This is a genomic window from Phyllobacterium sp. NPDC097923, assembly GCF_044760925.1.
GTDB classification, from domain to species: domain Bacteria; phylum Pseudomonadota; class Alphaproteobacteria; order Rhizobiales; family Rhizobiaceae; genus Phyllobacterium; species Phyllobacterium calauticae.
In genome coordinates this window covers 2,329,884-2,343,578 of sequence record NZ_JBIWBL010000001.1, presented here as the reverse complement: position 1 = coordinate 2,343,578, position 13,695 = coordinate 2,329,884, and the positions used below count along the sequence as shown (strand labels likewise).

At 61.6% G+C, this 13,695-nt stretch carries 11 protein-coding genes; all 11 read left to right on the top strand.

The genetic code is table 11. The annotated features are described in order from the left end of the window. Positions 1 to 5: 5 nt before the first annotated feature. Positions 6 to 1,088, top strand: coding sequence for a phospho-N-acetylmuramoyl-pentapeptide-transferase (mraY, locus tag ACIQWS_RS11805; protein WP_105732193.1), 1,083 nt, complete (start codon positions 6 to 8; stop codon positions 1,086 to 1,088). Between the two features lie 10 nt (positions 1,089 to 1,098). Further along, entirely contained in the window at positions 1,099 to 2,499 is a 1,401-nt protein-coding gene (gene murD, locus ACIQWS_RS11800; RefSeq protein WP_403176948.1) for a UDP-N-acetylmuramoyl-L-alanine--D-glutamate ligase, read from the top strand. Continuing rightward, positions 2,499 to 3,656, top strand: a complete 1,158-nt coding sequence (ftsW, locus tag ACIQWS_RS11795) for a putative lipid II flippase FtsW (RefSeq protein WP_105732195.1) — start codon at positions 2,499 to 2,501, stop codon at positions 3,654 to 3,656. Before murD ends, ftsW begins: the two co-directional genes overlap by 1 nt. A gap of 7 nt (positions 3,657 to 3,663) precedes the next feature. After that, positions 3,664 to 4,773: an undecaprenyldiphospho-muramoylpentapeptide beta-N-acetylglucosaminyltransferase gene (gene murG, locus ACIQWS_RS11790; protein WP_403176938.1), complete on the top strand. Its 1,110-nt coding sequence runs from the start codon at positions 3,664 to 3,666 to the stop codon at positions 4,771 to 4,773. 51 nt (positions 4,774 to 4,824) lie between these two features. Next, positions 4,825 to 6,225: a UDP-N-acetylmuramate--L-alanine ligase gene (murC, locus tag ACIQWS_RS11785; RefSeq protein ID WP_346308156.1), complete on the top strand. Its 1,401-nt coding sequence runs from the start codon at positions 4,825 to 4,827 to the stop codon at positions 6,223 to 6,225. Between the two features lie 56 nt (positions 6,226 to 6,281). Next, a complete protein-coding gene (gene murB / locus ACIQWS_RS11780) occupies positions 6,282 to 7,256 on the top strand; it encodes a UDP-N-acetylmuramate dehydrogenase (RefSeq protein ID WP_346308155.1) in 975 nt (324 codons plus the stop codon). A 279-nt stretch (positions 7,257 to 7,535) separates the two neighbouring features. Further along, positions 7,536 to 8,462, top strand: coding sequence for a D-alanine--D-alanine ligase (locus ACIQWS_RS11775; RefSeq protein WP_346308154.1), 927 nt, complete (start codon positions 7,536 to 7,538; stop codon positions 8,460 to 8,462). Continuing rightward, complete coding sequence (locus ACIQWS_RS11770) at positions 8,450 to 9,391, top strand: cell division protein FtsQ/DivIB (RefSeq protein ID WP_403176923.1); 942 nt, start codon at positions 8,450 to 8,452, stop codon at positions 9,389 to 9,391. The genes ACIQWS_RS11775 and ACIQWS_RS11770 overlap by 13 nt, the downstream gene beginning before the upstream one ends. After that, positions 9,388 to 10,710, top strand: coding sequence for a cell division protein FtsA (ftsA, locus tag ACIQWS_RS11765; RefSeq protein WP_182549367.1), 1,323 nt, complete (start codon positions 9,388 to 9,390; stop codon positions 10,708 to 10,710). Before ACIQWS_RS11770 ends, ftsA begins: the two co-directional genes overlap by 4 nt. A 66-nt stretch (positions 10,711 to 10,776) precedes the next feature. After that, positions 10,777 to 12,471 (top strand): cell division protein FtsZ, encoded by a 1,695-nt coding sequence (ftsZ, locus tag ACIQWS_RS11760; protein ID WP_403176916.1) that lies wholly within the window; start codon positions 10,777 to 10,779, stop codon positions 12,469 to 12,471. A 267-nt stretch (positions 12,472 to 12,738) separates the two neighbouring features. After that, a complete protein-coding gene (gene lpxC / locus ACIQWS_RS11755) occupies positions 12,739 to 13,686 on the top strand; it encodes a UDP-3-O-acyl-N-acetylglucosamine deacetylase (protein ID WP_403176908.1) in 948 nt (315 codons plus the stop codon). The last annotated feature ends 9 nt before the right edge of the window (positions 13,687 to 13,695 follow it).

Here is a 13,695-nt window from a genome sequence, read left to right as displayed (position 1 = left end):
AGTCTATGCTTTATTATCTGGCCGGTCTGGCGGAACATATCCAATTTCTGAACGTTTTCCGCTACATCACGTTCAGGACCGGCGGCGCGCTGATCACCTCGGCGCTGATCGTGTTTCTGTTCGGTCCCCGCATCATCGACTCCCTGCGTGTCCGGCAGGGCCGCGGCCAGCCGATCCGTGCGGACGGCCCGCAAACCCACTTCAAGAAGGCCGGAACGCCGACCATGGGCGGCCTGATGATCATGACCGGTATCCTGATCTCGTCGCTGCTCTGGGCCAACTGGTCCAACATCTATGTCTGGGTCGTGCTTCTGGTTGCCGTGAGCTTCGGGGCCATCGGCTTTTACGATGATTATCTCAAGGTCAGCAAACAGTCGTTCAAGGGCTTTTCCGCCCGCGCGCGCCTCGGCATCGAGTTTCTGGTCGCTGCGCTCGCCGGTCTTGCCATCATGTGGGCGGGGCAGGAACCGTTCTCTTCGTCCTTGACCTTCCCGTTTGCCAAGCAACTGATCCTCAATCTCGGCATTTTCTTCGTTCCCTTTGCCGCCTTCGTCATGGTCGGCGCGGGCAATGCCGTCAATTTCACCGACGGTCTCGATGGTCTTGCCACCGTTCCGGTGATGATCGCCGCGGCCTCGTTCGGTGTGATCGCCTACCTCGCCGGTAATGCGATCTTTGCCGATTACCTGCAGATCCATTTCACGCCAGGCACGGGTGAACTCGCCGTGGTTCTCGGCGCTGTCATCGGCGCGGGTCTCGGTTTTCTCTGGTTCAACGCACCGCCCGCCGCCATTTTCATGGGCGATACCGGATCGCTGGCGCTGGGTGGTCTCATCGGTGCCGTCGCCGTTGCCACCAAGCACGAAATCGTTCTGGCCATCATTGGCGGCGTCTTTGTCATGGAAGCCATGTCGGTCATCATCCAGGTCACCTCGTTCAAGCTGACGGGAAAACGCGTGTTCCTGATGGCGCCGATCCACCATCATTTCGAAAAGAAGGGCTGGACCGAGAGCCAGGTCGTGATCCGTTTCTGGATCATCGCCGTCATTCTCGCGCTGATCGGCCTTTCCACACTCAAGCTCAGATAAGGCCAGTTGCATGATCGCTGCCCACTCCATGCTGGACAAGACCGTCGCGCTCTTCGGGCTCGGCGGTTCGGGTATTGCGACGGCAAAGGCGATTGTCGCTGGCGGGGCGCGGGTCATTGCCTGGGACGATAATCCTGAAAGCGTTGCGCGGGCGCAGGCTGCCGGCATCGACACCAGTGACCTGCGGCTGGCCGACTGGAAGCAGTTCTCCTCTTTTGTCCTGTCACCCGGCGTGCCGCTGACCCATCCGCGCCCGCACTGGACGGTGGATCTCGCCCGCGCCGCAGGCGTTGAAATCATCGGCGACGTCGAACTCTTCGTGCGCGAGCGCAATCTGGCGCGAAAGAACAGCCCGTTCATCGCCATCACCGGCACCAACGGCAAGTCGACGACGACGGCGCTGATCGCCCATATCATCAGGGCGTCGGGCCGCGACATGCAGCTGGGCGGCAATATCGGCACCGCCGTCATGACGCTCGAGCCGCCAGCGGATGGCCGCCACTATGTCGTGGAATGCTCGTCCTACCAGATCGATCTGGCACCGTCGATCAATCCAACCGCCGGTATCCTTCTGAACCTGACGCCGGATCATCTCGACCGGCACGGCACCATGCAGCACTATGCCGAGATCAAGGAACGGCTGGTGGCGGGCAGCGAGACGGCGATTGTCGGTGTCGACGACAGTTTCTGCGCGGCGATTGCCGACCGGCTGGAGCGTGCAGGCAAACCGGTGATCCGCATCTCCAAGCGCCTGCCTATCCCGAACGGCTATTTCGCCGACGGGGCGACGCTGTATCTCGCTGAAAACGGCGCGAGAACCGCCGTCGCCTCGCTGCAGGGCATCGGGTCGCTGCGCGGCGAGCACAATGCGCAGAACGCGTTGGCAGCCTTTGCCGCCTGCCGTTCCGTCGGCCTCTCGGCGGATGAGATCAATGCGGGCCTCAAAACCTTTCCCGGCCTCGCGCACCGCATGGAGCAGGTGGCGTGGCAGGGCAGGACGCTGTTCGTCAACGATTCCAAGGCGACCAATGCGGATGCGGCTGCGCCCGCGCTGTCGTCCTTCCCGCGTATCTACTGGATTGCCGGCGGCCTGCCCAAGGAAGGCGGCATTGCCTCGCTGTCCGGCTTTTTCCCGCGTATCGCCAAGGCCTATCTGATCGGCGAGGCGGCACCGCAGTTTGCGGCAACGCTGGGCGAGGCGGCGCCGTATGAAATTTCAGGCACGATCGCTGCCGCGGTGGAACACGCCGCACGCGATGCGGCCGGCGACGGATCGCAGGAAGCAGTGGTCCTGCTGTCGCCCGCCTGTGCCAGTTTCGACCAGTTTCAGAATTTCGAGAAACGCGGCGAGGCCTTCCGCTCCGCCGTATTGGCGCTTGCGGGCGCATCACCTATCCAGGGAGCGAATTGATGGTAAGCCGCATTGACCGTGGACCCGTAGCCGACTGGTGGTGGACTATTGACCGTTTCCTTTTGGCAGCTTGCCTGAGCCTGATGGGTCTCGGCATCCTTCTCTCCTTCGCCGCAAGCCCCGCCGTTGCCGAGCGCATCGGCCTTGAGAGTTTTTACTTCGTCAAGCACCAGTCGATGTTCATGGTGCCTGCGGTGTTCGTCATGTTCGCCGTGTCATTCATGGCGCCGCGCACCATCCGGCGCTTTGCCATCATCCTGCTCGGACTTTCCATGCTGGCGATGGTTGGCGCCCTGTTCTTCGGCATCGAAGTCAAGGGCGCACGCCGCTGGGTGTCGCTTGCGGGCATCTCCATCCAGCCATCCGAATTCATGAAACCGGCTTTCGTCATTGTCTGCGCCTGGCTGTTTTCCGAGAATGAGCGGCGCAAGGATATTCCCGGCAACTTCTTCTCCATGGTGCTGTTCGGCGTTGTCGCGGCACTGCTGGTGGCACAGCCCGACCTTGGCCAGACCATTCTGACCGCCATCACCTGGGGCGCCATGTTCTTCATGGCCGGTGTGCCGTGGCTGTGGATCATCAGCCTTGGCGTCCTTGGCGTTGCCGGATTTTTCGGCGCCTACACGATCTTCCCGCACGTGGCGGGCCGTATCGACCGTTTCATGACCGGCGAAGGCGATACGTTCCAGGTGGATGCCGGGCGCGAGGCGATCATCCGTGGCGGCTGGCTCGGGCAGGGCCCGGGCGAAGGCACCATCAAGCGCATCATCCCTGACAGCCACACGGACTTCATCTTCTCGGTGACCGCCGAGGAGTATGGCATCGCGCTCTGCCTGCTGATCGTGCTGATCTTCGCCTTCATCGTCATTCGCGGCCTGTCGATCGCGCTGAAGGAGCGGGACGATTTCACCCGCCTTGCCGTCTCCGGCCTCGTCATCCTGTTCGGCTTCCAGTCGATCATCAACATTTCGGTGAACCTGCACCTGATGCCCGCAAAGGGCATGACGCTGCCGTTCATCTCCTATGGCGGCTCGTCGCTCATCTCGGTGGCCATTTCGACGGGACTGCTGCTGGCGCTGACAAGGCGCAGACCCGAGGGCAGGCGGTCGGCGACGCTGGCAAACACGAAAACGCCGTCACTGGCCAACGCTATCTGAGGGACTGATGTCGAAGGGGATTATTGTTCTGTGTGCCGGGGGCACGGGCGGGCACCTGTTTCCGGCGGAAGCGCTGGCGCATGTGCTGATCGAACGCGGCTGGGATATCCATCTGGCGACCGATGACCGCGCCGAACGGTTCGCCGGGAGCTTTCCGGCCAAGGAGATTCACGTGGTGCGCTCGGCCACCATCGGCGGGCGCAACCCGATTTCTCTCGTCCGCACCTTCTGGACGCTCTGGCAGGGCAATCTCGATTCCCGCAAACTGTTCCGGCGCCTGAAGCCGAAGCTAGTGGCGGGCTTCGGCGGCTATCCGACCCTGCCGCCGCTCTATGCGGCGACGGCGCTGAAAATCCCGACGCTCATCCACGAACAGAATGCCGTGATGGGCCGTGCCAACAAAGCGCTTGCTGCCCGCGTCAATGCCATTGCCGGCGGGTTCCTGCCGCAGGGCGAGGGCCCCTATGCCGGCAAGATCGTGGTGACGGGCAATCCCGTTCGCCCGGCCGTGCTGGCGGAAGTCGGCAACGCCTACAAGGCGTCGCAGGCGCACCAGCCGTTTCATTTTCTGGTGTTCGGCGGCAGTCAGGGCGCGTCATACTTTTCAACTGCCATTCCCGCTGCCATCCAGCTTCTGTCGCCGGAGGACCGGGCCCGTCTGGTGCTGACACAGCAGGCCCGCGCCGAGGACGAGGCGCAGGTGCGCGCCGCCTATCAGGCCATGGGCGTCAAGGCCGAGGTTGCGCCGTTCTTCAAGGATATGCCGCGGCGCATTTCCGATGCGCATTTCGTCATGTCGCGTTCCGGTGCCTCGACCGTGTCGGAAATCGCGGCCATCGGCCGCCCGGCCATTCTGGTTCCCTTCCCGCATGCGCTTGACCATGATCAGGCCGCCAATGCCGCTGCCTTGCAGGCCGCGGGCGGAGCCGATGTCATCAAGCAGTCGGAATTGTCGCCGGAGCGGATCGCCCATATCCTGACCAGCGCCATGCACGAACCAACGCGGCTGGCATTTATTGCGGAAAAAGCCCGCTCGACGGGCAAGCCGGACGCTGCAAGGTTGCTTGCCGACCTCACAGAGGCTATTGCATCCGGCCAATCCCTTGCGGTGAGATGAGTTCGCTATGACCTCGTCTCCTTCTGAAGTTTTCAAAAAAGGAGTGCGTCCATGAAGATGCCGCTCAACATCGGTCTTGTTCATTTCATCGGTATCGGCGGTATCGGCATGAGCGGCATTGCCGAAGTCCTGCACAATCTCGGCTACAAGGTTCAGGGTTCAGATCAGGCGGACAGCGCCAATGTGCAGCGTCTGCGTGACAAGGGGATCGAGGTCTTTGTCGGACACGATGCGGATAATCTCGGCGACGCCGAGGTTATCGTGGTGTCGACGGCGATCAAGAAGAGCAATCCGGAACTCGTTGCCGCGCGCGAAAAACTTTTGCCCATCGTGCGCCGCGCCGAAATGCTGGCCGAACTCATGCGCTTCCGTCAGGCGGTCGCCATTGGCGGCACGCACGGCAAGACCACGACCACCTCGATGGTGGCCACGCTGCTCGATGCGGGCAATCTCGATCCGACCGTCATCAATGGCGGCATCATCAATGCCTATGGCACCAATGCCCGCATGGGTGCGGGCGAATGGATGGTGGTGGAAGCCGACGAGAGCGACGGCACCTTCCTGAAGCTGCCTGCCGATATCGCCGTGGTCACCAATATCGATCCGGAGCATCTCGATCACTACGGCACGTTCGACCGGGTGCGCGAAGCCTTCCGGCAGTTCGTCGAGAACGTGCCGTTCTACGGCTTCGGCGTCATGTGCCTCGACCATCCGGAAGTGCAGTCGCTGGTGTCGCGCATCGAGGACCGCCGCGTCATCACCTATGGTGAAAACCCGCAAGCCGACGTGCGTTTCGTCAATCTCGTGGTCGATGGTCCGACCTCGCAGTTCGACGTGCAGATTGCCAAGCGCAAGACTGGCGAGACCACTGAGATCAAGGGCCTGCGGCTGCCGATGCCCGGCAGGCACAATGTGTCGAACGCGACAGCGGCGATTGCCGTGGCGCATGAACTCGGCATTTCCGCCGAGGACATCAAGAAGGGCCTGTCGTCTTTCGGCGGCGTGAAGCGGCGCTTTACCCATACCGGTTCGTGGAAGGGCGTCGATGTGTTCGACGATTACGGCCACCATCCGGTCGAGATCAAGGCCGTGCTGAAGGCGGCGCGCGATTCCGCCAAGGGCCGGGTGATCGCCATTGTCCAGCCGCATCGCTTTACCCGTCTGGCCAGCCTCTTTGACGAGTTTGCGGCGTGCTTCAATGATGCCGATACCGTGATCGTCGCGCCGGTCTATACCGCAGGTGAAGACCCGATCGAGGGCGTAACATCGGAAGCGCTGGTGTCCCGCATCAAGACGGCGGCACATCGTGACGCGCGGTATATCGCGGGTCCGCAGGACATCGCGCCCTTGATCGCCACCATCGCCAAGCCCGACGATTTCGTGGTTTTCCTGGGTGCCGGCAACATCACCCAATGGGCCTATGCCTTGCCAAAGGAGCTGGCTGCGCTTTAGATTTTGCGGTTGCGTGAGGCCGTGGCGCCTCACGATCGAACTGCTGGAAGGATATCATGTCTTCAAGGATTGACGGCGAGGCCCTGCTTGGCAAGCTGGGGGATCGTTTCTCGGGGCTGCGCGGGCGGCTGACGCCCAATATGGGCATGGAAAAGGTGACCTGGTTCCGCGCCGGCGGCCCGGCGGAAGTCATGTTCCAGCCTGCCGACGAGGAAGACCTCGCAGCCTTCCTGCAGGCCGTTCCCGAAGAATATCCCATCCTTGTCGTCGGCATCGGTTCCAACCTTCTGGTGCGCGATGGCGGCGTCCCCGGTTTTGTCGTGCGCCTCTCCGCCAAGGGCTTCGGCGAGGTCGAACGCGTCGGCGATACGCAGTTGCGGGCGGGTGCCGCGACCCCGGACAAGCGGCTTGCCGCGGCGGCGCTTGAGGCGAAGATCGCCGGTTTCCATTTCTACCATGGCATTCCCGGCGGGCTGGGCGGCGCCCTGCGCATGAACGCCGGTGCCAACGGGGTCGAGACGCGCGAGCGGGTGGTCGAGGTGCGGGCGCTCGACCGCAAGGGCAATGTGCATATCCTGTCCAATGCCGACATGGGTTATGCCTATCGCCATTGCGGCGCAGCCGGCGACCTGATCTTCACCTCCGCATTGCTGGAAGGAACACCCGGCGAAACCCATGCCATTCAGGCGGCGATGCATGCGGTGCAGCAGCACCGCGAGACCGTGCAGCCGATCCGCGAGAAGACCGGCGGCTCGACCTTCAAGAACCCGGAAGGCACATCCGCCTGGAAGGAAATCGACGCGGCGGGCGGTCGCGGCCTGATGATCGGCGGTGCACAGATGTCGCCGATGCACTGCAATTTCATGATCAATACCGGCACGGCCAGCGGTCATGACCTTGAAACCCTCGGCGAGACGATCCGCTCGCTCGTGCTGCAAAACTCCGGCATCCATCTGCACTGGGAAATCAAGCGTCTGGGGCTTTTCCGTCCCGGCCAGGAAGTGCAGGAGTATATGGGGCAGCTTTTGTAGCAAAAACCGAAATTTTTTTACGTTGAATCAGAGGCGCGTTTGCCTCTGATTTTGTTTCCGAAATCGAATCGCAAACACTTTTTTTTACGCCAAATTTCATTGTTGAATCAAAGGGGACTTGTCACGGAATCAACTCTCTGATTCTTTAGGGGCAAGCGTTAACTGATTTGAGTCGGCTGATTTGGTCAGCCTCGGGTGCCTGCGGTCTTGATCGCCGGGCGTGCGGAGACTCATGTCGTTTTTCGGCTTTGATGGGGATGTGTACAAGGGGTTGCCTTCATGGCGAAAAAGCATGTTGCGGTGCTGATGGGCGGATTTTCATCGGAGCGTCCGGTGAGTCTCTCCTCGGGCAATGCCTGCGCCGATGCTTTGGAGGCCGAGGGCTATCCGGTCACGCGCGTCGACGTGACCCGCGACATCGCCAGCGTGCTGGCTGAGCTGCGCCCCGATGTGGTGTTCAACGCGCTGCATGGTCCTTTCGGCGAGGACGGTACGATCCAGGGCATCCTCGAATATCTGGAAATTCCCTATACCCATTCCGGCGTGCTTGCGTCGGCGCTGGCCATGGACAAGGAGCAGGCGAAGACCATCGCCAGGGCTGCCGGTGTTCCCGTGGCCGAAGCCAAGGTGATGAACCGTTTCGATTTCACCACGAAACATCCGATGAAGCCGCCCTATGTGGTCAAGCCCGTCAATGAGGGGTCGAGCTTCGGTGTCGTCATCGTCAAGGAGGATCAGTCGCATCCGCCGCAGGTGATCACCTCGGCGGAATGGAAGTATGGCAACACCGTCATGGTCGAGCGCTACATCCATGGTCGCGAACTGACATGCGCCGTGATGGGCGATGTGGCCATCGGGGTGTGTGAAATCATTCCCGTGGGTCATCAGTTCTACGATTATGATTCAAAATATGTTGCAGGCGGATCAAATCATGTGTGTCCGGCTAAAATTTCACTAAAAATTTACCAAAAAATACAAACACTAGCACTCAAGGCGCATCAGGCAATTGGATGTAAAGGGATTAGCCGGTCGGACTTCCGTTACGACGACCGTTTTTCCGAAGATGGCGAACTGATTTGGCTGGAGATAAACACCCAGCCGGGCATGACTCCAACATCTCTTGTACCTGATATCGCCAAAGCCGCGGGGCATACCTTCGGTGAATTGTTGAGTTGGATGGTGGAGGACGCATCGTGTTTGCGTTGAAGGGCAAAAAAGGACACCCGCGGGGTGTGGCGCCAGTGTCTTCGGACAGGATGGCGGCTTTTGGCCGTTTCCGCTTCGTCCTGCCGAAATTCCTGCGCAAGCCTGTGCGCGTCTTCACCCGCATGGTTGAAGGGGAGGTTCATATCCCCAACCATACGGGAACCCTCGGTGCTGTCGTCTTTCTGGCTCTGACCGGCGCTTACGGTGCCATTCTTGGTGGCCATGCTCCCGAGGTGGTCAAGGTAACGACATCGACCTTCGGTTTTGCCATCGAAGACGTGAAAGTGGTCGGCAACAAGGAAACCTCCGAGATCGACGTGCTGGGCGCGCTGGGCCTCGATGGCGAGACCTCGCTGGTCGGCCTGAGTGCCGCCGATGCGCAGAAGGCCGTGGCAACCCTGCCGTGGGTTGAATCCGTCGATGTGTTCAAGGTCTATCCGAACACGATCCAGATTTCGATTCACGAGCGCTCCGCCCTGGCTGTCTGGCAGAACGGCGATGATCTGTCGATCATCGACGAGGATGGCCGCGTGATCGTCCCCTATTCGTCCGGCCGCCATTCGGCGCTGCCGCTGATCATGGGCGCGGGTGCCGACAAGCAGGCGAAAATGCTGTTCGCGCAGATTGCAGCGTTTCCGGATGTCGTATCGCAGGTCCGGGCCTATGCCCGCGTCGGCGACCGGCGCTGGGATCTGATCCTGAAGAATGGCGTGACGGTGATGCTGCCGGAATTCCGTATCGATCAGGCACTGGCCGATATCGTGAAGATGGACCGGAAGGACGGGCTGTTGTCCCGGGCGATCGCGTCGGTCGACATGCGGCTTGCCGACCGGGTTGTTTTGAAGCTGACGCCAGATGCGATGGTGCAGCGCGTAGAGTTTTTGAAGGCGCGGGACAAGGCGCCTAAGCGTTCGGAGAAGCGTATATGAGTATTCTGAACGGAAAGAGCACGTCGACTGGAGCTGCTTCCGCAAAACGGACGCGGTCTTTGACGGTTCTTGACATCGGTTCAAGCAAGGTGTGCTGCATCATCGCCCGGCTGCGTCCGCGTGAGGAAAGCGCCCATCTGCCCGGCCGCACCCATCGCATCGAGGTGCTCGGCATCGGCCACCAGAAATCGCGCGGCATCAAATCAGGCGTCATCGTCAATCTCGACGCGGCGGAACAGGCCATCCGCCTGGCGGTCGATGCGGCCGAACGCATGGCTGGCCTTACCGTCGACTCGATGATCGTCAACATTTCCGCCGGGCGCCTGAAGAGCGAAAGCTTTTCCGCCAGCATCAATCTGGGCGGCCATGAAGTCGACCAGTCCGATATCCGCCGGGTGCTTGCCGCCGGTGCCAAGCAGGCGCTGGCGACGGAACGCCACCTCGTGCATTCGCTGCCCATCGGTTATGCGCTCGATGGCGAGAAGGGCATCCGCGACCCGCTGGGGATGATCGGCGACACGCTTGGGGTCGAGATGCATGTGCTGACCGCCGATGCGGCGCCGCTGCGCAACCTCGAACTCTGCGTCAACCGCTGCCACCTCTCGGTCGAGGCGATGATTGCAACCCCTTACGCCAGCGGCCTTTCGGCGCTCGTCGACGACGAAGCGGAAATGGGCGCGGCCTGCATCGACATGGGCGGCGGTACCACGACGATTTCTGTGTTCTCCGAAGGCAAGTTCATCCATGCGGATGCCATCGCCATCGGCGGCAATCACGTGACGATGGATGTGGCGCGCGGTCTTTCCGCCCATATGGACGACGCGGAACGGCTGAAGGTCATGCACGGCTCGGCCCTGCCAAGCGCTGCCGATGACCGCGATCTCATCAGCGTCTCGCCGCTCGGCAATGACGGCCGCGACGTTCCCAACCAATATCCGCGCGCGGTGCTGACACGCATCATCCGGGCGCGCGTCGAAGAAACACTGGAATTGGCACGCGACCGCCTCAACCAGTCCGGCTACGGCCAGATTGTCGGCAAGCGTGTTGTCCTGACAGGCGGAGCCAGCCAGCTGGCGGGTTTGCCTGAAGTGGCGCGCCGTATTCTGGCCCGCAACGTACGTATTGGCCGTCCTCTGGGTGTGACGGGGCTTCCCGAAGCAGCCAAGGGGCCAGCTTTCTCCGCAGCGGTCGGTCTGTTGATCTATCCGCAGGTGGCAGGAATTGAGGAGCGTTCTGTAAAGGCCGGTTCATCATCGCTGATGACGGGTACGGGTGGGCGTTTTCAGCGTATCGGCCAGTGGCTGAAAGAGAGTTTTTGATCAATCCGGGGAAACCCAAAAAAGATACCGCGGCGGCGAAGCGGTAAAGGAAAAAGGAACAAACAAATGAGCATCAATCTGCAAAAGCCGGACATTACCGAGCTTAAGCCCCGGATCACCGTGTTTGGTGTTGGCGGTGGTGGTGGCAACGCGGTCAATAACATGATCAATGCCGGTTTGCGCGGTGTTGAGTTTGTTGTGGCCAATACGGATGCGCAGGCCCTGTCGCAGTCGAAGGCTGAACGTCTCATTCAGCTGGGTGCTGCAGTGACCGAAGGTCTGGGTGCCGGTTCGCAGCCGGAAGTCGGCCGCGCCGCCGCTGAAGAATGCATCGATGAAATCAACGATCACCTGCAGGGCACGCACATGTGCTTCGTGACGGCCGGCATGGGTGGCGGTACCGGTACCGGTGCTGCGCCCGTTGTTGCCCGCGCCGCCCGCGAAAAAGGCATCCTGACCGTGGGTGTCGTCACCAAGCCTTTCCATTTCGAAGGCCAGCGCCGCATGCGCACCGCCGATATGGGCATCGAGGACCTGCAGAAGAATGTCGACACACTGATCGTCATTCCGAACCAGAACCTCTTCCGCATCGCCAATGACAAGACCACCTTTGCCGATGCCTTCGCCATGGCCGACCAGGTTCTCTACTCCGGTGTTGCCTGCATCACCGACCTGATGGTCAAGGAAGGCCTGATCAACCTCGACTTCGCCGACGTGCGTTCGGTGATGCGCGAGATGGGCAAGGCGATGATGGGCACGGGCGAAGCATCCGGCGATGGTCGCGCCATGGCCGCTGCCGAAGCTGCCATTGCCAACCCGCTGCTCGACGAAACCTCGATGCGTGGCGCCAAGGGCCTGCTGATCTCGATCACCGGCGGCCGTGACATGACGCTGTTCGAAGTCGATGAAGCGGCAACGCGCATTCGCGAAGAAGTCGATCAGGATGCCAATATCATCCTCGGCGCAACCTTCGACGAAAGCCTCGAAGGCATCATCCGCGTTTCGGTCGTGGCAACAGGCATCGACAAGCAGCTGGGAGAGTCGGCCCCTGCGCCGATTGAATTTCGCCAGCCGATGAAGCCGATTGCCAAGCCGGTCCAGCAACCGGCCGCACGGGTCGAGACTGTTGCGCCGCGCCCTGTCGTGCAGCAGCCGGCAGCCCGCCTTGCCGATCCGGTCGCCGACGCCATTCGCGCCGCCGAAATGGAAATGCCGCAGCGTGCACCGCAGCCGGCCGAACAGGAATTCCGTCCGCAGAGCCGCATTTTCCAGGCACCTGCTCCGGAAGTGTTCGACGCACCGGTTGCCGCAGCTCCGCAGCAGTCTGTCCACCAGCCGGCACCGCAGCCGCAGGTTCAGATGCAGGCAGCGCCCGTCGCGCAGCCTGCACCGGCACCGCGCATGCCAAACGTGTCCGACTTCCCACCGGTTGTTCAGGCGGAACTCAATGCGCGTGATCACGGCCGCGACCAGGCATCCTATGACAGCCACGAAGACCGTGGCCCGATGGGTCTGCTGAAGCGTCTGACCGCCGGCCTGACCCGCCGCGAAGACGACACTGCACGGCTTGAACCGGCACAGCCGCGCGAACCGGCCATGCGCCCGGCAGAGCCGCGCCGCCCGCTGTCGCAGGATGCATCGATCTATGCACCGCGCCGCGGACAGCTGGACGAACAGGGCCGTGTTCAGCCCCAGTCGCGCCAGTCGTCGGAAGACGATCAGCTGGAAATCCCGGCATTCCTGCGCCGCCAGGCCAACTGATCCGATCACGTATTGTTAAGAAATATGAAACCCGCCATTGTCCCAATGGCGGGTTTTTTCGTTCAAACTATTGAAAAACCTCGGAAACGACCTAGTTCTTGTCCGTGCAGGACCGTTGCGGGACTGCCGAAACCGTGATTTTGCCTGACGCCGCGTCAATTGTATCGTCCGGCGCAAAATAGCTGCGGTTCACCTTGATTCTGGCAGAACGGCACAGATTGATTTTACGATGACATGGCCAAAGCAGGGCATGGGGCAGAGCAGGGCATGGGGTCTCAGTTGCGCGACTATCAAACGACCATTGCAGAACGGGTTTCGCTGTCCGGCGTTGGCGTCCACAGCGGCGCGCCCGTCACGATGACCTTCGTGCCGTCTGCCGCCGATACGGGCATTGTCTTTCACCGGCGGGATGGCGAAGGGCGCAGCCATGCCATCAAGGCGCTGGTCTCGGAAGTCGGCACGACGGATCTCAGCACCACGCTGGGCAAGCGGAGCGGCGCGACCGTCAGCACCGTTGAACATGTGATGGCCGCGATATCCGGGGCGGGGATCGACAATCTGATCATCGAGATCGATGCGGCGGAAGTGCCGATCGTCGATGGCACATCGGCCGCCTTCCTCGTGGCCTTCGATGAGGCGGGGCTGGTCCAGCAGACAGCCCGGCGGCGCTATATCCGCGTGCTTAAGCCGTCGCGCATCGAGGCCGGTGCCTCCTGGGCGGAGTTCGTCCCCCATGACGGCACGCGCTACGAGGTGGAGATCGATTTCGACACACCCGTCATCGGCAGACAGATCTTTGCCGCGGATATGAGCGAGGCGGTGTTCCGCGACGAGATTGCGTCCGCCCGCACCTTCGGCTTCATGCGTGATGTGGAAAAGCTCTGGGCTGCCGGGCTGGCGCTCGGTTCGTCACTGGATAACTCGCTTGTCATCGGCGATGACCATACGGTCATCAATCCCGGCGGCCTGCGTTTTCCCGATGAGTTCGTGCGCCACAAGGCATTGGATGCCGTTGGTGATCTTGCCCTGGCAGGGGCGCCGTTCATCGGCTGCTTCCGCTCCTATCGCGGCGGCCACCGCCTGAATGCCATGGCGCTGCGGGCACTGCTGTCCGATCACTCTGCGTTCGAGATCGTCGAAACGGCGGGCATCGCGGGGCGCGGGGCGTCCCTCGTCGCTGTCCATGCACCGGTGTTTGCACCCTGGGCTGTCTAGCCAGTCTTG